Source organism: Aminobacter anthyllidis, assembly GCF_018555685.1.
GTDB classification, from domain to species: domain Bacteria; phylum Pseudomonadota; class Alphaproteobacteria; order Rhizobiales; family Rhizobiaceae; genus Aminobacter; species Aminobacter anthyllidis.
The window spans coordinates 123446-145417 of sequence record NZ_JAFLWW010000009.1 but is presented as its reverse complement, the minus strand read 5'-3'; the positions used below and the strand labels follow the sequence as shown (position 1 = coordinate 145417).

Here is a 21972-nt window from a genome sequence, read left to right as displayed (position 1 = left end):
GCTGTCAGGCAACCATGTGGCGATCAGCCCGAGACTTTCAAGATAACAGCATCGTGGCCGGTTGCCTCGACGAATCGCAGCAGGTCGGCCTTGGTGATGGAGGTCGTCGCCTCGTTGGTCAGCGGGTGGGCGTTGATGACGGCGTTTTCCATCAGCGCGCTGTCGAGCACCAGCTTCACCCTGGCAGAGGCGTCGTTGATGAGCCCGAAGACGGTGACCGCGCCAGGCACAACGCCGAGCAACTCCATCAGAGCTTCCGGCTTGCCGAACGAGACCCGGCTCGACGCTCCAATCAGCTGGTGGATCTGCTTGAGGTCGACACTTGCCTCCTCGTCGACCGTGACCAGGAAGAAGTTGTCCTTCTTGTCCTTGAGGAACAGGTTCTTGGTGTGGCCGCCGGGGATTGTGCCGCGCAGCGCCTGTGAGTCGGCGACGGTGTATAGCGGCGGATGATCGTGCGTCTGAACAGCGATGCCGAGGCTGTCGAGGAAGGCCAAAAGCTCGGCCCTGGTCTTGGGATTCGTTGCGCCGGTCATGCATGCCTTCGCCAAAAATTGCTGGTTGCAACGGTTTATGGGCAAAGGCCGCCGCCAAGACAAGCCCGCTCCGATCATCCACAGGCGCGCTTTCCGCAGAATTCCGGGCTTTCGCAGGCATATGAAAAATAGCGGAAAAAGATCGCGCTTTCCCTGTTGCATTCGCCGCGAGCATCGGCCATATAGGCGCCGTTGCGGCGACGAGCTGCGGCGAGCGGGTGTAGCTCAGGGGTAGAGCACAACCTTGCCAAGGTTGGGGTCGAGCGTTCGAATCGCTTCACCCGCTCCAAATATCCCACGAAAAAGGCCGCGGTTTACCGCGGCCTTCGTCGTTTCTGGTAAGCGGTGAAACCGCGACGCTTCGATTCAGCTTGTCCTCGAAGCACGGTCGAATGGCTTGGTCCACGGCAATGTCCGTATCGTCACCGTGGCCGCTAGATTCGCGTCAGGCGCTCGAAGCGCGACAGAATCAGTATCGCGGTTGCGGCGCGGCCGGCCCAGAGCCCAGCACACCCTCTACAGGGCCGAACGTACAAGGTAGCGTGCTGGCGTCAGCCCTCGACAGATGCCAGGGCCAGTCTCGCCGTAAGCCTGGCAGTCTGCTTGGCGACGTGACGACCCCAGCTAGATGGCTGACGCCTTGGCGGCGCGCAACAGCATGCCGAACAGGTCGCGCGGCTCGTCGGGGTCGGCGAGAAGGTCGAGTTCCTCGAACAGGCCGGTGTCGATCAGCTTGTCCCTGACGTAGCGCAGCGCGGAGAAATCCTCGATGGCAAAGCCAACGCTGTCGAACAGCGTCACCTGCGCGCTCGAACTGCGGCCCTGCGCCTTGCCTGCCATGACCTGCCACAGCTCGATGACAGGGTGATCGGCGGGCAATTGCTGGATCTCGCCCTCGATGCGGGTCTGTGGCGGAAACTCGACGAAGATGTCCGAGCGCAGCAGGATGTCGCGGTGCAGCTCCGTCTTGCCCGGGCAATCGCCGCCGACGGCGTTGATATGCACGCCGGTGCCGACCATGTTGTCGGTGAGGATCGTCGCAAGCTGCTTGTCGGCGGTGACGGTGGTGATGATCTGGGCACCTTCGACCGCGTCCTGCGCATTGTCTGAGATGACGATGTCGAAGCCCATGCCGGCAAGGTTCGCCTGGCATTTTTGCGAAGCCGAGGCGTCGATGTCGTAGAGGCGCAGCTTGTTCACGCCAAGCAGTGCCTTGAAGGCCAGGGCTTGGAACTCCGACTGGGCGCCGTTGCCGATGATGGCCATGGTGTCGGCGCCCTTGGGCGCGAGATACTTGGCCGCCACCGCCGAGGTGGCCGCGGTGCGCAGCGCCGTCAGGATGGTCATTTCGGTCAGCAGCATCGGATAGCCGTTGCCAACGTCGGCGAGCACGCCGAAGGCGGTCACCGTCTGGCGGCCGTCGCGGGTGTTCTTGGGATGGCCGTTGACGTATTTGAAGCCGTAGAGGTGGCCGTCGCTTGTCGGCATCAGCTCGATGACGCCGTCATGGCTGTGCGAGGCGATGCGCGGGGTCTTGTCGAACTGCTCCCAGCGCAGGAAATCCTCTTCGACATAGGCCGACAGCTCGGTCAGGAAGCGTTCGACGCCGACCGCCAGCACCAGCTTCATCATGTGGTCGACGCTGACGAACGGAACGACGTTCAGTTTTTCGGTCATGATCAGAAACTCCGGGTCGGACGATCCATGATGCGGCGGCCCATCAGGCTCGCCGTCAGGTCGACCATCAGCGTTGCGGTGCGGCCGCGTTCGTCGAGGAAGGGGTTCAGCTCGACGAGGTCGAGGCTGGTGACCAGGCCGCTGTCATGCAGCATTTCCATCACCAGGTGCGCCTCGCGGAAGGTCGCGCCACCAGGCACGGTGGTGCCGACGGCCGGTGCGATCGCCGGATCGAGGAAGTCGACGTCGAAGCTGACATGCAGCATGCCGCCTTCCGCCGCGACGCGCTCAAGGAAGGCGCGCAGCAAAGGCGCGATGCCATGCTCGTCGATGGCGCGCATGTCGTGGACGACGACGCCGGCCTCGGCGAGCGCGACACGCTCGGCCGGATCGACGCTGCGGATGCCAATCGCACAGATGCGCTCAGGGCTGACATTGGCCTGAAGCTTCGGGAAATAGCCCTGAAAGCCGGACAGGCCGCTGGCATAGGCAAGCGGCACGCCATGCAGATTACCGCTGGTCGTGGTGTCGAGCGTGTGGAAATCCGGGTGCGCATCGAGCCAGAGCACGAACAGCGGCTTGCCGAGCTCGTCGGCGCGCCGGGCAATGCCGCTGACCGTGCCTGCCGACATGCTGTGGTCGCCGCCGAGGAAGATCGGCAGGGCGTCGGCGCTCATCTGGTAGGCAGCCTCGGCCAGGGCGGCGGTCCAGGCGGCGATCGCTGGCAAGGCTTTCAACGCCTTGTTTGGGTGCGCCTGCAGCGGCCCCGGTGTCGGCACCACCTGTCCCATGTCGGCGACGGAATGGCCGAGCTCGACCAGTGCCTCGACGAGGCCAGCGGTGCGGAGCGAGCTTGGCCCCATGTCGCAGCCCCTGCGATCGGTGCCTTCCTGGATGGGGGCGCCAATGATCCGGCAATGCATCTCAATATCTCCTCGCCGGGCCGTGGCCCGGTGCTGTTTTCAATTCTCGCACTCGCTGATGTGTCCAGCCTCTGCGCCTTTGCCCTCGCTCTTCAGCCAGGCGACGAAGGCGTCGGCGACGTTCGAGCGCGCATGCACCAAGGCATAATATGCCCCGAGCGTGGCGTCCACTGATGGGCGCAGATGCCTGATGGTGCCGGTCTCAAGTGCTGCCGTCACGAAGGCGGTTTTGGCCCGGCGCCGTCGCTATCGCTTTTTGCCAGGCCAAGAGGCTCAGTTCTGCTCGCGCAGGGCGGCGGAAATGGCTTCGAGCCCGCTCCTCAGTTCCGCTTCGGTCGGCCAGCCGAAGCCGACGCGGAAGTAGTTGCGCGGCATCTCGAACCAGTGGCCGGGGCCGACATAGGCGCCGTGCTTTTCGAGCAGGCCGTTATAGAAGCGGTCGAGATCGAAATCGGACCCGACATTAAGCCGGGGGAAGCCGACGACGCCGCCTTCCGGCCGGACCCAGTCGACGAGCGGCTCGCGGTCGATCCATTGCTGGACGATGTCGCGCCTGAGCTTCATCTCGGGCATCAGCGCGCCAAGGAAATCGTCGCGGCGTTCGAGCATGGCGCGCGCGATGGCCTCGTCGATGACACTGCCGCAAATGCCGATCTGCTCCTTGGCAGCAAGGAACCGTTCGTACAGCTCTGGATCCTGGGTGACCAGCCAGCCGATGCGGATGCCGGGGATGCCGAAGGCCTTGGACAGCGACGAGACGCTGATGGCGCTCGCACTGAGCGATGCGGCGGCGGGCAGGCGCTGGCCGTAGCTCAGGTCGCGATAAGTCTCGTCGACCAGCAGGTAACAGCCATGGCGCTCGGCAAGGGCGATCAGCCCGTCGAGGTCGGCGCGGCTCATGATTGTGCCGGTTGGGTTGTGCGGGCAGGTGACGCTGATATAGCGCGTATCGGGACGCAGGGCGGCAGCGACTTCGGCGAGGTCGATGGCGAAGTTGTTGTCGAAATCGAGGTCGATGTAGCTGATGGCGCAGCCGATGGCGCGCGGCGTTTCGATGTTGGTGGCGTAGTTGGGCCGCACCACCACGAGGTGGTCCTTATCAGACAGCAGGCTGGTGGCGATGATGAACAGCGCGCCGGCCGCACCCGCGGTGACCAGGACATGGTCGGCCGAAAGCCCCGCATCCTGGCCGGCTATCAGGTCGCGCAGGGCCTTGTCGCCGCGATGCTCGCCGTAAAACAGTGTCAGGTCGGGCAAGGACAGGCCGATCTCGGACAGCTTCTGGTCGGCAATCGAGCTTTCAGAGAGATTGTAGCGAATACGGTCGTAGCCATATTCCTCCGGTGCTTCCTTTTCGATTACCATCCTGGCGTAGTTCATCTTGCGCTCTCCCGTCCCACGGCATGCCAGCCGTTGCGATCATGTCGGCGAACAGCGTTAGTCAGGATCGCCATGGCAAGCCATCCTCCCAGGGGAGGAGGTTTGCGAGCACAAGGGGACGCAGCAAGGGCATGCCGCAGGACGACTATCGCGATGTGGCGGAACTGGTCGGTGCCATCGGCGCGCCGGCGTTTCCATCGATCCTGGCCGGCTGGATGCGCAGCCACGTTGCGTTCGACATGATCGCGATCGTCGTTTATCGCGGCAGCCATCCGCCGCTGCACATCCACGACGACTTCAAGGGCGAGCAGGCGCGCAACGGGCTGAGGCAATATCTGGCGCAGACCTACCTGCTCAACCCGTTCTACCAGAGCCATCTCAAGGGCATCGCCTCAGGCGTCTACCGCATCCGCGATCTTGCGCCCGATCATTACCTTCAGAGCGAGGTCTACCGCTCCTACGAGATCATCATCTCGGAGACGGAGGAGATCGGCTACATCACCCGAGGCTGGCCGCGCGGGCTCGAGGAGATCGATATCGCGGTGACGCTCGACGACGGCGAGACGACCGAGATCGGCATATACAGGGCCGAGCCGGGGAGCTTCGACGGCGCGGCGATCGAGAGGCTCGCCGGCATGCTGCCGCTGATCGAGGCGAGCTTTCGCCAGCATTGGGAGCGCATCAAGGCGCGGCATGCCGCCGAGCGGGTCTCGCATGGTGCTGGCTGGGCCGAGGCGGCCTACAACAACTTCGGCAGCGATCTTCTGACCAACCGCGAGCGTGAGGTCATGGTGCTGGTGCTGCGCGGGCACTCGTCGGAATCGATCGCGGCACTTCTCGACATCTCGCGCGCCACGGTCAAAACCCATCGCAAGCATGCCTATGAGAGGCTGGGCATCTCGACCCAGGCTGAGCTCCTGTCGCTTTTTCTCCAGCATGTGCGCGGACACATGCCGGCAGGCTGAAGGCCTGCCTCGCAAGGACGACGGCCGCTATCGTCGCAGCCCGCGCCTTGCGGCCTTGGCGCGACGTTTGCGCCGTAGCCTGGCTTCAAGCATCGAGATTTCGATGCCGATCATGCGCGGTGCGTAAGCAGCAGAGCCATGGTCGGCCGCGTGGAGGATCGCTTGCAATGCGCTTCGTGACATCAGCTCCCGCAGCTTGCGCAGAGTGTTCCATTTGCCGAAGGTGGCGAAGAGCAATGGCAGGTTTTCAGAGATGATGGCCTGGGCTTGCGGTGCTTCGAAAACCTGCACCGAAGAGACACCGTCGCTGTCGAGAACCTGGGCGATCGAGGACCAGAAGCGCCACGCGCCCATGCGCGCCGAAAGTGATGCGGCGTCCTCGACCAGAACGCGCATCGCCTCGCGGCGGCGCGCGGGGAAAAATCGCCTCGCAGGGCCGGAGACGTCCACCACGCCGTCCAGCGCCGGGTTGCCGGCGAAGAAGTTGTCGCCATGCAGCCGGTAAGCCGACAGCGGCATGGCGATCGTGGCTGAGCCGCCGAATACATGGGCGAGCCGGCAAAAATGGCCGTCGGCCGAAAGGCCGAACATGACATCCGGCTTGGCGCGTGGCCGTATCGTTTCGAGCAGGAAACGGCGGAACATGTTTGATGTGCCCGGTGACCACAGCCAGCCATTTTCGGTGGGCGGATGAGCAACGATGCTGCGGTCGAGTTGATCGAACTGCGCGCCGCTGACCTCCGACAACCGCAGCACCAAAAACGAGCTTCGCAGGCCGCCATTGCGTGTCTCGAGCTGCAACCCCCTCAGGCCAGTCCCCAATGCGGCGCCAGTGGCATCGATCTCGATCACCGCGCTCGATGTGAAGGCGACACCGCGCGGCAGCGCCAGATGCGCCTGGACGTGCATGGCGGCAAAGTCGGCGAGCAGATAGTCGTCGGAATCGACGAAGGTGACGAAATCGCCGCGCGCGACATCGAGGCCCTTCAATGCGCCGGCGAGCGCGCCGAGGTTTTCGTCGAGCCAGATCGTGCGAAACCGCGGGTCGTCGGCGATCTCTGCCTCGATCTCTGCGCGACTGTCGTCCGTCGAGCCATTGTCGACGACGATGGCCTCGAAGTTGGGGTAGGTCTGGTTGCGAACCGAGCGGATCGCCGATCCCACGAAGCGGGCGTAGTTCCAGTTGCGGATGATGAAAGAGACGAGCGGGTAGGTTACCGGTTCGGGCGCCAGCTCGTTGAGCAAAATCCCGCCAAGCGACAAATTCGATGCTGACGTCTCAACCGACAGCTCGTCCAGCTTCTTGTGCACTCACGATTCCCCGACAATGGCTGAGCGGGGCAGGCGCTCTTGCAATGGCTTTGCACATCGCACGACATGCGAACCTTGGCAACATGGGGGCGTCGGCGTCAATCCAGCGCGCGGTCGAGATGTGTGTAGCCGCCGTCGACGAACAGCCACTGGCCGGTGGTGTGGCTGGCTTTGTCTGAGAGGAGGAAAATGATGGTGTCGGCGATCTCTTCCGAGGTCGTCATACGCTGTCCGAGAGGGATGCGGCGGGTGATTTCTTCCAGCCGGGCCTGGGGATCGTCGAAGGTCTTGAGCCACTTTTCGTAGAGCGGCGTCATTACCTCGGCCGGGATGACGGCGTTGACGCGGATGCCGTCGCCCCGCAAAGCCGCTGCCCATTCGCGGGTCAGCGACAGCTGCGCGCCCTTGGCGGCGGTGTAGCCGCTGGTGCTGCCCTGGCCCGTCAGCGCGGTCTTGGAGGAGACGTTGACGATCGCCCCACGCGATTTCTTCAGCCACGGCAGGCAGTGATGAGCGGTCGTGTAGTAGTGGATCAGGTTGCGTTCCAGCGACTCGCGGAAGGCATCCGGACCAGCCTCAAGATCGATGCCGTCATTGATGCCGGCATTGTTGACCAGCCCGTCGATGCGACCGAAGGCCTTCGCCACCTGTTCAATGGCCGCGCCGATTTCCGGGTCGTGCATCAGCTCGACCTGAATGAACAGCGAGCGCGGCGATGCTGCCTTGAGTTTCGCCGCGAAGTCTTCAGCGAGCGGACTGCGGCCGAATACGACGGGGATCGCGCCTTCGGCAGCGAGGCCGAGCGTGACCGCGCCGCCAATGCCGGCACCGCCGCCGGTGACGATGACCACCTTGTCCTTCAGGCCGAGATCCATTGTCGTCAACCCTTGAACTGATAGTCTTCGAGCGTCGCCGGCTTCATCTCGATCGAGAAGCCTGGCGCGGTTGGCGGCATGTAGGCGGCGTTGACGACGGTGCACGGTTCCTTGAAGTGCTCGTGCAGGTGGTCGACATATTCGACGACGCGGCCTTCGCGGGTGCCGGCGATGCAGACATAGTCGATCATCGACAGATGCTGGACGTATTCGCACAGGCCGACGCCGCCGGCATGCGGGCAGACCAGAAGGTTGTACTTCGCCGCCATCAGCAGCACGGCCAGGATCTCGTTGACGCCGCCGAGGCGGCAGGAGTCGATCTGCACCACATCGATGGCGCCGCGCATGATGAACTGCTTGAACATGATGCGGTTCTGGCACATCTCGCCGGTGGCGACCTGTACCGGCGCCACGGCTTCGCGGATCTTGCGATGGCCCTCGACGTCATCAGGGTTGGTCGGCTCCTCGATGAACCACGGCTTGGCGAAAGCGAGGTCGCGCACCCATTCGATGGCCTGGCCGACTTCCCAGACCTGGTTGGCGTCGATCATCAGCTGGCGATCGGGGCCGAGCACTTCGCGGGCGATGCGCAGGCGCCTGATGTCGTCGGCCTTGTCGCGGCCGACCTTGAGCTTGACGTGGTTGAAGCCGGCATCGACCGCTTCCTGGCAGAGCCGGCGCAACTTTTCGTCCTCATAGCCGAGCCAGCCGGCGGAGGTGGTGTAGCAGGGATAGCCCTCGCGCTCGAGGATGGCGATGCGTTCGGCCTTGCCGGGCGCCTTGTCGCGCAGCATGGCGAGCGCTTCGTCTGAAGTGATGCAGTCGGTGATGTATCGGAAGTCGATGCAGCGCACGAGTTCTTCCGGCGACATGTCGGCGACAAGCTTCCACACCGGCTTGCGCACCATCTTGGCCCAGATGTCCCAGACGGCGTTGACCACCGCACCGGTGGCGAGATGGATCGCGCCCTTGTCGGGTCCGATCCAGCGCAACTGGCTGTCTGAGGTGACATGGCGCCAGAAGGCGCCCATGTCGGCGGTCACCGTTTCCATGTCCAGCCCGACGACCAGGTGGCGCATCGCCTCGATCGCGGCGCAGCAGATCTCGTTGCCGCGGCCAATGGTGAAGGTCAGGCCGTGGCCTTCGATGCCTGGCGCGTCGGTTTTCAGGATGACATAGGCCGCCGAATAATCGGGGTCCGGGTTCATCGCGTCGGAGCCGTCGAGATGCTGCGAGGTCGGGAAGCGCAGGTCGAGCACCCGCATGTCGATGATGCTGGTCATGGTAGGGTATCCCTGAGGGGTTCAGGCAGCGACGACGCGCTGCCTCTGGGTGCCGAGGCCTTCGATACCGAGGGTCATCGTCTGGCCGGGCTTGAGATAGACTGGGGGCTTCTGGCCGAGCCCGACGCCGGGCGGTGTGCCGGTGGAGATGACGTCGCCGGCCTGCAGGCTCATGAAGCGGCTGAGGTAGGCAACGACCTGCTGGACGGTGAAGATCATGGTCCTGGTCGAGCCGTCCTGGAACCGCTTGCCGTCGACGTCGAGCCACATCTTGAGGTCCTGCGGGTCGGCGATCTCGTCAGCCGTCACCATCCAGGGGCCGGTCGGGCCGAAGGTGTCGCAGCCCTTGCCCTTGTCCCAGGTGCCGCCGCGCTCGATCTGGTATTCGCGTTCGGAGACGTCGTTGATGACGCAATAGCCGGCGACGTGGCTCATCGCGTCTGCCTCGTCGATGTAGCGGCCGGGCTTGCCGATGACGACGCCAAGCTCGACCTCCCAATCGGTCTTGACCGAGCCGCGTGGGATTTCGACGTCGTCGTCGGGACCGACGATGGCCGAGGTCCATTTGTTGAATACGATGGGTTCGGCGGGGATGGCTGCGCCGGTCTCAGCGGCGTGGTCGGCGTAGTTGAGGCCGATGCAGATGAATTTGCCGATGCGGCCGACGCAGGCGCCGAGGCGCAGGTTCTGCTGCGGGGTCCCGGCAACAAGCGGCAACGTGGCGACGTCGACAGCGCGGAGGCGGTCGAGGCCTGCAGGCGTCAGCACGTCGCCGGCAATGTCGTCGATTATGCCTGAGAGGTCGCGGACGCGGCCGGCAGTGTCAAGGACGCCGGGCTTTTCGGTACCCTTGGGGCCGTAGCGGAGCAGTTTCATCTGGATCACCTTGATTGAAAGAAACCGGAGGCGGCACACCGCCTCCGGGGAGAGTTGCGCGGGATCAGTCGTACAACACCGCTGCGATCTCGGGCTGATCGATGTTGGTCTTGTCGTAGTAGTAGAAGCCGGTGTCGATGTTCTTCTCAACGGCTTCGCCCTTGGCTGCCTTGACCGCCGCTTCGACGGTCTTGTAGCCGATGCCGACCGGGTTCTGGGTGATGGCGCCGGCCATCTGGCCGTCGCGGATCGCCGCCTTCTGCTGGGCGCCCGAGTCGTAGCCGATGATCACCAGCTGACGGCCCAGTTCCTTGGCGCCGTTGACGACGCCGATGGCCGAGCCTTCATTGGCGCCGAACATGCCCTTGAGATCAGGGTTGGCCTGCAGGATCGCCTTGGTGATCTCAGTCGACTTGAGGTGATCGCCTTCACCATATTCGATGGCGACGATCTCGACCTTCGGATGGGCTTCCTTCATGCGGTTGACGAAGCCGTCGCGGCGATCGATGCCGGTGCGGCTGGTCTGGTCATGCACGACCAACGCCACCTTGCCTTCGTCGCCGATCAGCGCGGCCATCTTGTCGGCGGCAAGCGCTGCGGCGGCGATGTTGTTGGTCGATGCGGTGGCGACAGGGATGTCGCCTTCGACGCCGGAGTCGAAGGCGACGACCGGGATCTTGGCGTCCTTGGCCTGCTGCAGCAGCGGCAGCGCTGCCTGGCTGTCGAGCGCGGCGAAACCGATCGCCGCCGGCTTCTTGGCGAGCGCCGCCGCCAGCATGTCGATCTGGCGGTCGACCTGCGTTTCCGAATCCGGACCTTCGAAGGTGACGGTGACGCCGAGATCGGCGGCGGCCTTGTCGGCGCCCGCCTTCACGGCCTGCCAGAACTGGTGCTGGAAGCCCTTGGAGATGAGCGGGATGTACATCTTGTCCTGGGCCATTGCCATGGTCGAGCCGTAGCCGAGGATTGTCATGGCGCTGAGGGCGCCAAGCACGGTGCGTCTAGTGAACATGTTTCCTCCGATTGAATCTTGGTTGATCGTTGCCGGGGGAGCGCTTTCGCTCTCTTCTTGGTGTTGGCGCAGCACGACGGCGCTGCGCGAAGCAAGCCTTGCTCAAAGCCTGCGGCGCCGCAGAATGTCGGTGTAGACGGCGAGAATGATGATCGAGCCGGTGACCACGGTCTGCCACTCCTGGGCGACCGATAGGATGCGCAGCCCGTTGGCGAGCACGGAGATGATGAGCGCTCCGATGAGCGTGCCGATGATGGTGCCGCGGCCGCCTGACAGCGAGGTGCCGCCGATGACGACCGCCGCGATGGCGTCGAGTTCGTAGCCCTGGCCGAGCGCCGGCTGCGCCGAGTTGAGGCGCGACGCGATCAGCAGCCCGGCGATGCCGCAGATGCCGCCGGCGAGCGCGTAGACGGCGATCTTCCAGCGGTCGGTGTTGACGCCCGACAGTCGCACCGCCTCCTCGTTCGATCCCAGCGCGAAGGTGAAGCGGCCGAGGATGGTGCGCTCAAGGATGAAGCTCGTGGCGATCGCCACCAGGAACAGGATCAGCACACCATTGGGTATGGGCAGGCCGGGAATGACCGTGCCGATCAGCGAACCTTGCGAGATCTGGGTGAAGCCGGGGGTGCCGTTGAAATAGATCGGCCGGGTGCCGGAGATGACCAGCGACAGCCCCTTGAGGATCAGCATCATGCCGAGCGTGGCGATGAAGGGCGGGATCTTGAGCTTGGCGACGAAGGTGCCCGAGAGCGTCCCGCTGGCGGCGCCGGCGAGGATGGCGGCAAGCACGCCAAGGCCGAGCGGCATGCCCCAGAAGGTCAGCACCACGCCCGCGATGACAGCACAGAAGGTCATCAGCGTGCCGACCGACAGGTCGATGCCGCCGGTTATGATGACCAGCGTCGCGGCAATCGCCAGCACGCCGTTGACCGAGGTCGCCTGCAGGATGGCGATGATGTTGGAGGTCTGCATGAAGTTGGGCGAGGCGAGGCTGAACACAAGGACCAGCGCGATCAGGCTGGCGAAGGCGAGCAGTCGGTGCGCGCCGGAGAATTTCGAGCCTATCGAGGCAGTTCCACTGGATGCTGTCGCACTCATTTGGCCTCTCCCTTAGCCGGCTTTGTTTGTTTGTTATTGTTGTTCGCGCCTTCGCCGCGCAGCGTGGCGAGGTGCATGATCTCTTCCTGGCTGGCGCCACCTGAAAGAATGCCGGTAAGCCTGCCCTCGCACATGACGGCGATACGGTGGCTGAGACGAAGTACCTCGGGCAGCTCGGACGAGATGACGATGATGGCGCGGCCCTGCTGGGCCAGTGCGTTGAGCAGCTTGTAGATCTCGTTCTTGGCGCCGACGTCGATGCCGCGCGTCGGCTCGTCGAAGATCAGCACCTCGCAGTCGCGCAACAGCCACTTGGCGATGACGATCTTCTGCTGGTTGCCACCGGAGAGCAGGCGAACTTCCTGTTTGTCGGACGGGGTCTTGATCGCGAGCTGGTCGATGTAGCGGACCGCCACATCGTGCATCGCCGCCTCCTTCAGCAACCCGCCCGGGCCGGTGAAGCGGCGAAGGCTTGCCAGCACGACGTTGTTGCGCACGTCCATGCCGGTGGCGAGGCCGAAATGCTTGCGGTCCTCGGAGAGGTAGCCGATGCCGGCGCGTACGGCGTCCTGCGGCATATGGATGTCGACCTTCTTGCCATGCATGAAGATGTCGCCGCCGTCGCGGCGGTCGGCGCCGAAGATGGCGCGTGCGACCTCGGTGCGGCCGGCACCCATCAGCCCGGCGAAACCGAGGATTTCGCCCTTGCGCACGGAGAAACTGACGTCGCGGATGGTGGCACCACGATTGAGGTTCCTGACCTCGAGCACGACCTCGGAGTTCGAATGATCGGGAACGTCTGGGCGCTCATCGGTGAGGGCGCGGCCGACCATCATCGAGATGATCTTTTCCACCGGCGTCGTCTCGGCCGGCACGGTGCCAATGTATTCGCCGTCGCGCATGATGGTCACGCGGTCGGCGATGCGCTTCAGCTCATCCATCTTATGCGAGATGTAGACGATACCGACGCCTTCGGCCTTGAGGCGGGCGATGATGGCGAACAGCTCGTTGATCTCGGCGTCGTTCAGGGCAGCCGTCGGCTCGTCCATGATCAGCACGCGTGAGCGATAGGACAGCGCCTTGGCGATCTCGACCATCTGCTGGCGGGCGATGGTCAGCCCACCGACCAGCGTGCGCGGGTCGAGCTTCAGATGCATGCTGGCGAAGATTTCGGCGGCCTGGCCGTTGAGCTTGCCTTCGTCGAGCAGCAGGCCGGCCGCCTTGCGCGGCTCGCGGCCGATGAACATGTTCTGCGCCGCCGTCAGATGCGGCATCAGGTTGAGTTCCTGATGGATGATGCCGATGCCGAGATCCTGCGCCTGGCGCGGCGAGTTGATGTCGACCGGCTTGCCATCGAGCAGGATCTCGCCACCGTCGCGGCGGTAGATGCCGGCGAGGATCTTCATCATCGTCGACTTGCCGGCGCCGTTCTCGCCCATCAGCGCATGCACTTCGCCCGAACGCAGTTCGAGCTGGGCATTGTGCAAAGCGCGTACGCCGGGGAACGACTTTTCGATGTCCTTCATGACGACGACGGCGTTCATGCGCGGCCTCCTTCGAGGCCGTAGAAGAGCTTGGCTGCGCCACCATGGATGCTCGCGCGTTCGGCGGCGCCAAGCTCGGCGAGCAGAAGTTCGGTGACCTCGATCCAGAAATCATAGCCCGCCGCAAGCGTCAGCACGGGCCAGTCGGAGCCCCAGACGACGCGCTTTGGGCCAAACCAGGTGAGCAGCCGCTCGACCGTCGGCATCAGTGCGGCGGCGGCGGCCACGGGTGTTGTGCGGCGCCCGGACGGCAGTTCGGTGAGCAGGCCCGAAAGCTTGCAATAGACCTGCGTGTGGCCGGAAAGCTCGGCCATGCCGATCTTCCACATGCCATGGCGCGGGTCCTCGGCAGGGGCGGCGAAGGCCGGCTTGGCGGCATGGTCGATGATGACGGGCAGATCCGGGTGCATCTCGACAAAACGGCTGAGCGACTGGAGATGCTGCGGCATGACCAGCGCATCGAAACGCAGGCCGAGGCGCTTCAGCGCGGCGATCGCTTCAGGATGAGGGCGGGTGGCGATCCAGTCGGGATCGTCGAGGTCCTGCAGCATCGGCCGGACGCCTTTGAACAGCGGGTTTCTCGCCAGGCTCTCCAGAGAGGCCACGCTTTCAGCGGTGGAAAGATCAACCCAGCCGACAACGCCGGCGACCGCTTTGTCCTCGCGCCCCTGATCGAGCAGGAACAGCGTCTCCGCTTCAGTCGGCGCGGCCTGGACGAGAATGCGCTGGCCTATGCCAGCCGTCTCGGCGAGCGGCCGCATGTCGGCAGTGCCGAAATCACGATAGATCGGCGCAAGGTGGGCGGCATCAGGCGTCAGCCAGCCATAGTCGCCGCGCTGGAGCGCCCAGTAGTGGCAGTGGCCGTCGATCCTTTCGATCATGGCCGCCGCCCCGCCTAGATGGTGACGCCGCCGTCGACCAGGACAGCCTGGCCGGTGACGAAGCGGGATTCATCGGACAACAGGTAGACGACAAGCGGCGCGATGTCGTCCACGGTCGCCAACCGGCCGATCGGCTGGCGGGCGATGAAGTCCTTCTCGGCCTGCACAGGGTCGGCGGCGGCAGCGATACGGCCGCGCAGCGACGGCGTGTCGACGGTGCCGGGGCAGAGCGCGTTGCAGCGCACGCCGCGGCGGATGTAGTCAGCGGCCATGCCCTTGGTGAAGCCGATCACCGCCGCCTTGGTGGCGCCGTAGAGCAGGCGGTTGGGGAAGCCTTTGATCGAGGAGGCCATCGACGCCATGTTGAGGATGGCGACGCTGCCTGTCTTTTCAGCCTGCTCCAGCATGCCGGGCAGGAAGGCCTTTGACGTGCGGTACATGCTCTTGACGTTGAGGTCGAAGCTGAAATCCCAGTCTTCGTCACTGCAGTCCAAAATGGTGCCGTTGTGGACGAAGCCGGCGCAATTGAAGAGCCCGTCGAGTGGAGCCTGATGCTTGGCGAAGGCGGCGACAGCCGCACTATCGCGCACATCGAGACGATGGATCTCGATGCGGTCGCTTTCCGTGGCAAGCGCTGTCAGTGCCTCGGCGTTGATATCGGTGGCAATGATGTGGGCGCCTTCAGCGGCGCAGGCCAGCGCACTGGCGCGGCCGATGCCTTGGGCGGCGGCGGAAATGAAGATGCGTTTCCCGCTTAGTCGCATAACCGTTGCCCTCCCAGCAAACTGCTTGCGTCTGTCTATATACGAACATACTATTCATAAATGAACCGACCTTGCAATGGGGAAATGCGAGGGCGGTCACGAGGGAGGACTTCGAGCGATGCCAAAACGGCCGATCAATGCCGCGAACGACCAGGACAAGGATGAGCGCTACCGGGCGCCGGCGCTCGACAAGGGGCTCGATATTCTGGAGCTGTTGTCCGAGCAGCCGGGCGGGCTGACCCGCGCTGAAATCGTCAAGGCGATGGGCCGGGGGCCAAGCGAGGTCTACCGCATGCTCGAACGGCTGGTGGCGCGTGACTATGTCAGCCGCTCACCCGAAGGCGACCGCTACGCCCTGACGATGAAGCTGTTCATCCTCGCCCACCGCCATCCGCCGGTGCGCCGCCTTGTGGCGCGCGCGCTGCCGCTGATGGATGCCTTCGCCAGCGAGGCCGGCCAATCCTGCCATCTCGTCGTTCCAGAAGGCGGCGCGGCACTCGTCGTCGCGCATGCCAGCTGCCCCGGCAACTGGGAGTTCGGCATCCGCATCGGTGCCCATATCGAGCTTTTGACCACCAGCTCCGGCCATATCCTGCTCGCCTTCCTGGATGAGCAGGCGCAATCGGAGCTGGCGATGCGCTGGGAAGGCACGAAACAGGCCGAGGCACGAGACAAGCTCGAGCCGGTGCTGGAAGCCTATCGCCAGGCCGGCCACCGTGTCGGGCCGAGCCAGCAGATGCGCGCCATCGAGGATATCTCGGTGCCGATCCTGTCGCCCGACGGTTATGCGATCGCCGTGCTGACCTGCCCCTATATCCAGAGGCTCGACGACAAGCAGGCCGACATCGACCAGACGCTCGTCCTGCTCAAGGACGTGGCGGCGAAGCTTTCGCTGTCGTAGCTCGAAGGGGCCTCTTCGCCGGCAAAACCCCCACCCCTAACCCCTCCCCACAAGGGGGAGGGGGACTTTTCGTCACGGTCACCCCAAGCTGATGTCGGCGATCTTGGCGCGACGGCAGCTATCCCCCTCCCCCTTGTGGGGGTAGGGGTTAGGGGTGGGGGTAGTGTCGAAGGAAAGTGGAAGCTTCAAGCATCCGGCGGGATGACACCCTTGCGCACGGCGAAGTCGGCGTAGAAGCGGCGCTCCTGCGTCTGGATGACCGCATAGGCCTGCTTGGCGCGGTCGTAGAAGGCAAAGCGCTCGATGCCGACCATTTTGGTGCCGGTGCCGGCAATCAACTTGCCGACCTCGTTCTGGACGTCCGGGATCTCGTCCGGCTTGCCGACGACCTCCATGCGGCCGAAGGCATCGTCGACGAAGGTGTCGACGGGCATCACCGACAGCACGGCCTTCATCACCCGGACGATGTCGGCGTCGATGCGCAGCGGACGGCCATGGACGGTCTGCCTGGCCATGGCATCGGCCGGGAAGTTGGCGTCGGCGATGATCAGGTCGTCGCCATGGCCCATGGAGCGCAGCACGTAGAGCACGTCGGCGCTGAGCAGTGGATCGATCCCTAAGAGCATGGGCGGATACCTGATGATGCGGGTTGCGGCTCGATTGCAATGTGCAGGCGTGGTCGGCAACAGGCAAGCGAAAGCCTTGGCTCAAGGCTCCCGAACAAACCCTTCGCTCGCGACCAGGAGGTTGCGCGTGTAATCCTTGGTGACTTTGCGGGAGGCGAGATCGCCGGCTTCGAGCCGCTCGACCTCCTCGCCGGTCTGCATCACCATCAGCCGCTCGCACATATGGGTGATGACGCCGAGGTCGTGGCTGACCATGACGAAGGTCAGCTTGCGGTTGCGGCGGATCTGTTCGAGCAAATTGAGCACTTCCGCCTGCACCGAGGCGTCGAGCGCCGAGGTTGGCTCGTCGAGCAGAAGCACCGAGGGTTCCAGGATCAGCGCGCGGGCAATGGCGACGCGCTGGCGCTGGCCGCCCGACAGCTGGTGCGAATAGCGGAAACGGAAGCCGGAGCCGAGGCCGACCTCGTCGAGCGCGCGCTGGATGCGCTTTTCTGTGTCGGCAAAACCGTGGATATCGAGCGGTTCGAGCAGCAGCCGGTCGACGGTCTGGCGCGGGTGCAGCGAACCATAGGGGTCCTGGAACACCATCTGGACCTGGCGATAGAATTCCTTTTCGCGGGTCTTGCCCAGGCGCTTGCCGCCGACGTCGATGGTGCCGGAGGTCACGGGCGCCAGACCGGCGACCGCGCGCAGCAGCGTCGATTTTCCCGAGCCGGATTCGCCGACAAGGCCGAAGGATTCGCCCTGCGCGACGGTCAGGCTGACATCCTTCAACGCGATGAAATCGTCATAGACGACGCGCAGTTTGTCGATCGCAAGCGCAGGGGTCAAAGCAGCCACTCCGGCTGGCGGTCGAGCACGGGCAGCGGGTGCCGGTTCTCGCCAATCTTGGGCATGCAGTTGAGCAGGCCTTGCGTGTAGGGGTGCTTCGCCTGCGAGAGCTCGGAGGCCTTGAGCTCCTCGACGATCTTGCCGGCATACATGACGATCACCCGGTCGCAGAAGGTCGAGACCAGGCGCAAATCGTGCGAGATGAAGATCAGCCCCATGCCACGGTCGATGACCAGCCGGTCGAGGATGCGCAGGATGTCGAGCTGCACGGTGACGTCGAGCGCCGATGTCGGCTCGTCAGCGATCAGAAGCTCCGGGCCTGCGATCAGCATCATGGCGATCATCGCGCGCTGGCCCATGCCGCCCGACACCTCGTGCGGGTAGAGGTCGTAGACGCGCTTGGGGTCGCGGATCTGGACGGCGGCGAGCATGTCGAGCGCACGCGCACGCGCCTCCGACTTGCCAACCTTTTCGTGCGTGCGCAGCGTCTCGACGATCTGCCGGCCGATGGTCATGACGGGATCGAGCGAATATTTCGGATCCTGCAGGATCATGGCGATGCGGTTGCCGCGCAGTGCCCGGCGCTCGGCAGCGGAGGCTTTCAACAGGTCGATGCCGTTGAATTCAAGCCGCCTGGCCTTGATCTCGGCCTGCAGCGGCGTCAGCCCCATTATGGCGCGGCCGGTCTGCGACTTACCGGAGCCGGACTCGCCGACAATGCCGAGCCGCTCCTGGCCGAGCGCGAAGGAAACACCGCGCACGGCCTCGACTACGCCAGTGCGGGTAGGAAACGAAACCCTCAGGTCTTCGACATGCAGCAGGGTGCTCATTGGCCACCGCTGCGGGTGTCGAGGGCGTCGCGCAGCCCGTCGCCGAGAAGGTTGAAGCCAAGGCTGACGATGAGGATGGCCGCACCGGGAGCGGCAGCGACCCACCACTGGTCGAGGATGAAGCGGCGGCCCGACGCGATCATCGCACCCCATTCCGGCAGCGGCGGCTGCGCGCCGAGGCCGAGGAAACCGAGGCCGGCGGCGGTCAGGATGATGCCGGCCATGTCGAGCGTGACGCGCACGATCAGCGACGAGATGCACAGCGGCATGATGTGGCGCAGCACGATGCGCATCGGCGAAGCACCCATCAGCTTGACCGCCGCGATGTAGTCGGAGTTGCGCACTGTCAGCGTTTCGGCACGCGCGATGCGGGCATAGGGCGGCCACGAGGTCAAAGCGATGGCAATGATGGCGTTTTCGATGCCGGGCCCGAGTGCCGCGACGAAGGCCAGTGCCAGCACCAGCTTGGGAAACGCCAGGAAGATGTCGGTGATACGCATCAACACCGCATCGACCCAGCCGCCGGCATAACCGGCGGCAGTGCCGACCAACAGGCCGATGGGAGCGGCGATGACCGCGACCAGAACGATGACCTGCAAGGTCAGCCGCGAGCCGTAGATCAGGCGCGAGAGGATGTCGCGGCCCTGGTCGTCGGTACCGAGCCAGTTGGTGGCGCTGGGCGCCAGCAGGCGGGCGTTCTTGAGGTCGCCGATATAGGGCGAATGGGGAGCCAGCAGCGGCGCAACTGCGGCGACGAACAGCAGCAGCAGGATGATGCCGAGGCCGATGACCGCAAGCTTGTTTGCGGCAAAGCGGCTCCACGTCAGATAGGCGCGGCCGAGCCGGGCCTGCAGGCGCGATTGCGGACGGTCGGTGAGGAGCCATTCGCGGCGGGTCATGACAGTGTCGCTCATCGGATCCGCGTCCTTGGGTCGAGCAGGCGATAAAGCAGGTCAGAGAGCAGGTTGAGCGCGATGAACACCGAACCGATGACGATCGTGCCGCCCAGCACCGCGTTCATGTCGGCGTTCTGCAGCGAGTTGGTGATATAGAGGCCAAGGCCGGGCCAGGCGAAGACCGTCTCGGTCAGGACCGAGCCTTCGAGCAAGCCGGCGTAGGACAGCGCGATGACCGTCACCAGCGGCACGGCGGCGTTGCGCAGCGCGTGGCCCCAGATGATGCGGGTTTCCGACAGGCCCTTGGCGCGCGCGGCGACAATGTATTCCTGGCTCAGCTCGTTGAGCATGAAGGAGCGAGTCATGCGGCTGATATAGGCGAGCGAGAAGTAGCCGAGCAGCGAGGCCGGCAGGATGATGTGGGCAAAGATGTCCTTGAACGCCGCCCAGTCGCGGTTGAGCACCGCGTCGAGCAAATAGAAGCCGGTGATCGGGGTGAAGGTGTATTCGAACACCACGTCGATGCGGCCGGGGCCGGCGGTCCAGCCGAGCCGGGCATAGAACACCAATAGCGCCAACAGGCCGAGCCAGAAGATCGGCACCGAATAGCCGATCAGCCCGATGATGCGCACGACCTGGTCGGCGAGGCTGCCGCGCTTGACCGCGGCGAGCACGCCGAGCGGGATGCCGAGCGCCGCACCGATGACGGTGCCGACGGTGGCGAGTTCCATGGTCGCCGGGAAGACCCGGCGGATGTCAGCCATGACAGGGTTGGTGGTCAGCACCGAGGTGCCGAAATCGCCCTGCAGCACGCCTTTCACATAGAGATAGAACTGCTGGTAGTAGGGCAGGTTGAAGCCCATCTCGATGCGTGTGCGCTCGACGACATGAGCGGGCGCCCGGTCGCCGACGATGGCCAGAACCGGATCGATCGGCACGACACGGCCGATGAAGAAGGTCACCGCCAATAGGCCGAGATAGGTCGTTGCCACGATCACCACAAAACTGGCGACCGCCTTGAGAATGTCGGAGGCGCGCTTGTTGGCGCGCCTCGCTTGGGTTTGGTTTTCCATGCTGCTCAACGGAGTGATCTTTGTGAGATCATTCCTTGGTCACGGGGGCGACGAAGTTGGAGTCGAAGTTCGGCCCGAGCTTGTAGTTCTTGACGTTGCCGCGCAGGCCGGCAACCTCGGTCTGCTGGAAGATCAGCAGGAACGGGCTGGTGTCGAGCGCTGCCTGCTGCAGCTCCTTGTACATGGTGGCGCGCTTGTCGTTGTCGCGCTCCAGAAGGGCGGCCTTGGTCTTTTCGGTCAGCTCCGGCACGTCCCAGGCATTGCGCCAGGCCAGCGTCTTCACGGTGCCGTCGTCGGCATTGTTGGGGTTGGAGGTGAAGGTCTCGGCGTTGGAGTTCGGATCCCAGTAATCCATTCCCCACTGGCCGATATACATGTCGTGGTTGCGGGCGCGGTACTTGGTCAGCGTCTGCTTGCCGTCGCCGGGGATGATCTCGAGCTTGACACCGGCCTGGCCGACGGTCTGCTGGAAGGATTCGGCGATGCCCGTCACCGGCTGGGTGTTGCGCACGTCCATGGTGACGGTGAAGCCATCCTTCAGCCCTGCCTTCTCCAGCAGTTCCTTGGCCTTGGCGACGTCGAAGGTGAACGGGTTGGAGTCGAGCGCGCCGAGCACGCCCTTGGCCTGGTAGGTCTGGCGGATTTCACCGATGCCCTTGATCAGCGTCGAGCCGATGGCGTCGTAGTCGACCAGGTACTTCAGCGCCTGGCGCACTTCGGGCTTGGCCAGGTTGGGGTTCTTCTGGTTGAGGCTGATGTAGTAGACGGTGCCCTTGGGCGCGCTGGTGGTGGTCAGATCGGCGTTCTTCGAGACCGCTTCGAGGTCGCCTGGCTCGAGGTTGCGGGCGACGTCGATGTCGCCGGCTTCGAGCATCAGGCGCTGGGTCGCGCTTTCCTTGACGTGGCGATAGATGACACGGGCGAGGGCCGGCTTGTCGCCGTAGTAGTTGTCGTTGCGTTCCAACACGAGGATTTCGTTGGCGCGCCAGTCGCGGATCTTGAACGGACCCGAGCCGGCATAACCTGTCTTGAGCCAGCCATTGCCGAAATCGTTGTCGAACTTGTAGTCGTCGGTCGGTGTCACCGGTGCGACGTGCTCGAGCACCAGCTTGCTGTCCATCACGGCGCCGACAGTTGCCGTCAGGCAGTTCAGCACGAAGGACGGCGCGTAAGACTTGTCGACGGTGAAGACGAAGGTGCTGTCGTCGACGGCCTTTGCCTTTTCGGTGACGTTGTCCTTGGTCAGGCCGAACTGGGTGAGGATGAAGGCCGGGCTCTTGTCGAGCTTGACGACGCGCTCGAACGACCAGGCGACGTCCTTGGCGGTGATCGCATTGCCGGACGCGAACTTCAGGCCGGACTTGAGCTTGAAGGTGTAGACCAGGCCGTCGTCGGAAACCGTCCAGCTCTCGGCGACACCTGGGCGTACCTTGGTGGTGTCGTTGATGTCGAGGCGCACCAGCATGTCATAGGCGTTGCCGAGGAATTCGGCCGGGCTGAGCTCGAACGACTCTGCCGGGTCAAGCGTGATGGTGTCGTCGATGGCCCAGGCCTGGACCAGCGTGTCGGCAGGAGTCACTGCAAGCGCGGGTGCCGCGAACACCATTGCCGACAGCGCAGCGCCTGCAAGCATAAGACGGAAATGCCCGTTCATTTTACCGATCATCATTTTTCAGTTCCCCAAGTTGAC

Annotated in this window: 22 protein-coding genes and 1 tRNA gene; 3 read left to right on the top strand and 20 right to left on the bottom strand. The window is 64.3% G+C overall.

What is annotated here, in order from left to right:
* Positions 1 to 23: 23 nt before the first annotated feature.
* Positions 24 to 536 carry a prolyl-tRNA synthetase associated domain-containing protein gene (locus tag J1C56_RS25825; protein ID WP_214392860.1) on the bottom strand — a complete coding sequence of 171 codons (513 nt, stop codon included), beginning with the start codon at positions 534 to 536 and terminating at the stop codon, positions 24 to 26.
* A 214-nt stretch (positions 537 to 750) separates the two neighbouring features.
* On the opposite strand from J1C56_RS25825, the gene J1C56_RS25820 reads away from it, so the two are divergent.
* Positions 751 to 825 (top strand) — tRNA-Gly (locus tag J1C56_RS25820).
* Between the two features lie 335 nt (positions 826 to 1160).
* On the opposite strand, the gene J1C56_RS25815 is transcribed toward J1C56_RS25820, so the two are convergent.
* The 4 genes from J1C56_RS25815 to J1C56_RS25800 are packed head-to-tail and all read right to left on the bottom strand — an operon-like array spanning position 1161 to position 4516.
* Positions 1161 to 2213: an ornithine cyclodeaminase gene (locus J1C56_RS25815; RefSeq protein WP_214392859.1), complete on the bottom strand. Its 1053-nt coding sequence runs from the start codon at positions 2211 to 2213 to the stop codon at positions 1161 to 1163.
* A gap of 2 nt (positions 2214 to 2215) precedes the next feature.
* Positions 2216 to 3136 (bottom strand): arginase, encoded by a 921-nt coding sequence (gene rocF, locus J1C56_RS25810; RefSeq protein WP_214392858.1) that lies wholly within the window; start codon positions 3134 to 3136, stop codon positions 2216 to 2218.
* A gap of 39 nt (positions 3137 to 3175) precedes the next feature.
* Complete coding sequence (locus tag J1C56_RS25805; RefSeq protein ID WP_214392857.1) at positions 3176 to 3355, bottom strand: hypothetical protein; 180 nt, start codon at positions 3353 to 3355, stop codon at positions 3176 to 3178.
* Positions 3356 to 3409: 54 nt separating this feature from the next.
* Complete coding sequence (locus J1C56_RS25800) at positions 3410 to 4516, bottom strand: pyridoxal phosphate-dependent aminotransferase (RefSeq protein WP_214392856.1); 1107 nt, start codon at positions 4514 to 4516, stop codon at positions 3410 to 3412.
* Between the two features lie 131 nt (positions 4517 to 4647).
* Between J1C56_RS25800 and J1C56_RS25795 the strand changes: the two genes are divergently transcribed.
* Positions 4648 to 5481, top strand: a complete 834-nt coding sequence (locus J1C56_RS25795; protein ID WP_214392855.1) for a helix-turn-helix transcriptional regulator — start codon at positions 4648 to 4650, stop codon at positions 5479 to 5481.
* A gap of 27 nt (positions 5482 to 5508) precedes the next feature.
* Here the strand turns inward: J1C56_RS25795 and J1C56_RS25790 are convergent, their stop codons facing one another.
* The 9 genes from J1C56_RS25790 to J1C56_RS25750 all read right to left on the bottom strand — a co-directional run bounded on the left by J1C56_RS25790 (position 5509) and on the right by J1C56_RS25750 (position 15125).
* Positions 5509 to 6792, bottom strand: coding sequence for a glycosyltransferase family 2 protein (locus J1C56_RS25790; protein ID WP_214392854.1), 1284 nt, complete (start codon positions 6790 to 6792; stop codon positions 5509 to 5511).
* Between the two features lie 98 nt (positions 6793 to 6890).
* Complete coding sequence (locus tag J1C56_RS25785; RefSeq protein WP_214392853.1) at positions 6891 to 7667, bottom strand: L-fucose dehydrogenase; 777 nt, start codon at positions 7665 to 7667, stop codon at positions 6891 to 6893.
* A 5-nt stretch (positions 7668 to 7672) separates the two neighbouring features.
* Positions 7673 to 8950 carry an L-fuconate dehydratase gene (locus tag J1C56_RS25780; RefSeq protein ID WP_214392852.1) on the bottom strand — a complete coding sequence of 426 codons (1278 nt, stop codon included), beginning with the start codon at positions 8948 to 8950 and terminating at the stop codon, positions 7673 to 7675.
* A 21-nt stretch (positions 8951 to 8971) separates the two neighbouring features.
* Positions 8972 to 9826, bottom strand: a complete 855-nt coding sequence (locus J1C56_RS25775; protein WP_214392851.1) for a fumarylacetoacetate hydrolase family protein — start codon at positions 9824 to 9826, stop codon at positions 8972 to 8974.
* 64 nt (positions 9827 to 9890) lie between these two features.
* Positions 9891 to 10838, bottom strand: coding sequence for an ABC transporter substrate-binding protein (locus J1C56_RS25770; protein WP_214392850.1), 948 nt, complete (start codon positions 10836 to 10838; stop codon positions 9891 to 9893).
* Between the two features lie 102 nt (positions 10839 to 10940).
* The gene (locus tag J1C56_RS25765) at positions 10941 to 11936 is read right to left on the bottom strand and encodes an ABC transporter permease (RefSeq protein WP_214392849.1); all 996 of its coding nucleotides are present in this window, start codon (positions 11934 to 11936) and stop codon (positions 10941 to 10943) included.
* Complete coding sequence (locus J1C56_RS25760; protein WP_214392848.1) at positions 11933 to 13480, bottom strand: sugar ABC transporter ATP-binding protein; 1548 nt, start codon at positions 13478 to 13480, stop codon at positions 11933 to 11935. The genes J1C56_RS25765 and J1C56_RS25760 overlap by 4 nt, the downstream gene beginning before the upstream one ends.
* Complete coding sequence (locus tag J1C56_RS25755) at positions 13477 to 14361, bottom strand: amidohydrolase family protein (RefSeq protein ID WP_214392847.1); 885 nt, start codon at positions 14359 to 14361, stop codon at positions 13477 to 13479. Before J1C56_RS25755 ends, J1C56_RS25760 begins: the two co-directional genes overlap by 4 nt.
* A 14-nt stretch (positions 14362 to 14375) precedes the next feature.
* On the bottom strand, positions 14376 to 15125 hold the full coding sequence (locus J1C56_RS25750) for an SDR family oxidoreductase (RefSeq protein ID WP_214392846.1): 750 nt from the start codon (positions 15123 to 15125) through the stop codon (positions 14376 to 14378).
* A gap of 118 nt (positions 15126 to 15243) precedes the next feature.
* Here J1C56_RS25750 and J1C56_RS25745 point away from each other — a divergent pair, with 118 nt between their 5' ends.
* A complete protein-coding gene (locus tag J1C56_RS25745) occupies positions 15244 to 16026 on the top strand; it encodes an IclR family transcriptional regulator (RefSeq protein ID WP_214392845.1) in 783 nt (260 codons plus the stop codon).
* A 185-nt stretch (positions 16027 to 16211) separates the two neighbouring features.
* Here the strand turns inward: J1C56_RS25745 and J1C56_RS25740 are convergent, their stop codons facing one another.
* From J1C56_RS25740 to J1C56_RS25715, 6 genes are all read right to left on the bottom strand, one after another.
* On the bottom strand, positions 16212 to 16652 hold the full coding sequence (locus J1C56_RS25740; RefSeq protein WP_214392844.1) for an RbsD/FucU family protein: 441 nt from the start codon (positions 16650 to 16652) through the stop codon (positions 16212 to 16214).
* 81 nt (positions 16653 to 16733) lie between these two features.
* Positions 16734 to 17483: an ABC transporter ATP-binding protein gene (locus J1C56_RS25735; RefSeq protein WP_214392843.1), complete on the bottom strand. Its 750-nt coding sequence runs from the start codon at positions 17481 to 17483 to the stop codon at positions 16734 to 16736.
* Positions 17480 to 18313 carry an ABC transporter ATP-binding protein gene (locus tag J1C56_RS25730; protein WP_214392842.1) on the bottom strand — a complete coding sequence of 278 codons (834 nt, stop codon included), beginning with the start codon at positions 18311 to 18313 and terminating at the stop codon, positions 17480 to 17482. Before J1C56_RS25730 ends, J1C56_RS25735 begins: the two co-directional genes overlap by 4 nt.
* Positions 18310 to 19227: a nickel transporter permease gene (nikC, locus tag J1C56_RS25725; protein ID WP_214392841.1), complete on the bottom strand. Its 918-nt coding sequence runs from the start codon at positions 19225 to 19227 to the stop codon at positions 18310 to 18312. Before nikC ends, J1C56_RS25730 begins: the two co-directional genes overlap by 4 nt.
* Positions 19224 to 20282: an ABC transporter permease gene (locus tag J1C56_RS25720; protein ID WP_214392840.1), complete on the bottom strand. Its 1059-nt coding sequence runs from the start codon at positions 20280 to 20282 to the stop codon at positions 19224 to 19226. The genes nikC and J1C56_RS25720 overlap by 4 nt, the downstream gene beginning before the upstream one ends.
* Before the next feature lie 28 nt (positions 20283 to 20310).
* On the bottom strand, positions 20311 to 21948 hold the full coding sequence (locus tag J1C56_RS25715; RefSeq protein ID WP_214392938.1) for an ABC transporter substrate-binding protein: 1638 nt from the start codon (positions 21946 to 21948) through the stop codon (positions 20311 to 20313).
* Positions 21949 to 21972 lie beyond the last annotated feature (24 nt).

Coding starts and splice junctions, on each gene's coding strand:
- J1C56_RS25825 (WP_214392860.1), bottom strand. CDS start 536: ATGACCGGCGCAACGAATCCCAAGACCAGGGCCGAGCTTTTGGCCTTC.
- J1C56_RS25815 (WP_214392859.1), bottom strand. CDS start 2,213: ATGACCGAAAAACTGAACGTCGTTCCGTTCGTCAGCGTCGACCACATG.
- rocF (WP_214392858.1), bottom strand. CDS start 3,136: ATGCATTGCCGGATCATTGGCGCCCCCATCCAGGAAGGCACCGATCGC.
- J1C56_RS25800 (WP_214392856.1), bottom strand. CDS start 4,516: ATGAACTACGCCAGGATGGTAATCGAAAAGGAAGCACCGGAGGAATAT.
- J1C56_RS25795 (WP_214392855.1), top strand. CDS start 4,648: ATGCCGCAGGACGACTATCGCGATGTGGCGGAACTGGTCGGTGCCATC.
- J1C56_RS25785 (WP_214392853.1), bottom strand. CDS start 7,667: ATGGATCTCGGCCTGAAGGACAAGGTGGTCATCGTCACCGGCGGCGGT.
- J1C56_RS25780 (WP_214392852.1), bottom strand. CDS start 8,950: ATGACCAGCATCATCGACATGCGGGTGCTCGACCTGCGCTTCCCGACC.
- J1C56_RS25775 (WP_214392851.1), bottom strand. CDS start 9,826: ATGAAACTGCTCCGCTACGGCCCCAAGGGTACCGAAAAGCCCGGCGTC.
- J1C56_RS25770 (WP_214392850.1), bottom strand. CDS start 10,838: ATGTTCACTAGACGCACCGTGCTTGGCGCCCTCAGCGCCATGACAATC.
- J1C56_RS25765 (WP_214392849.1), bottom strand. CDS start 11,936: ATGAGTGCGACAGCATCCAGTGGAACTGCCTCGATAGGCTCGAAATTC.
- J1C56_RS25760 (WP_214392848.1), bottom strand. CDS start 13,480: ATGAACGCCGTCGTCGTCATGAAGGACATCGAAAAGTCGTTCCCCGGC.
- J1C56_RS25755 (WP_214392847.1), bottom strand. CDS start 14,361: ATGATCGAAAGGATCGACGGCCACTGCCACTACTGGGCGCTCCAGCGC.
- J1C56_RS25750 (WP_214392846.1), bottom strand. CDS start 15,125: ATGCGACTAAGCGGGAAACGCATCTTCATTTCCGCCGCCGCCCAAGGC.
- J1C56_RS25745 (WP_214392845.1), top strand. CDS start 15,244: ATGCCAAAACGGCCGATCAATGCCGCGAACGACCAGGACAAGGATGAG.
- J1C56_RS25740 (WP_214392844.1), bottom strand. CDS start 16,652: ATGCTCTTAGGGATCGATCCACTGCTCAGCGCCGACGTGCTCTACGTG.
- J1C56_RS25730 (WP_214392842.1), bottom strand. CDS start 18,313: ATGAGCACCCTGCTGCATGTCGAAGACCTGAGGGTTTCGTTTCCTACC.
- nikC (WP_214392841.1), bottom strand. CDS start 19,227: ATGAGCGACACTGTCATGACCCGCCGCGAATGGCTCCTCACCGACCGT.
- J1C56_RS25720 (WP_214392840.1), bottom strand. CDS start 20,282: ATGGAAAACCAAACCCAAGCGAGGCGCGCCAACAAGCGCGCCTCCGAC.
- J1C56_RS25715 (WP_214392938.1), bottom strand. CDS start 21,948: ATGATCGGTAAAATGAACGGGCATTTCCGTCTTATGCTTGCAGGCGCT.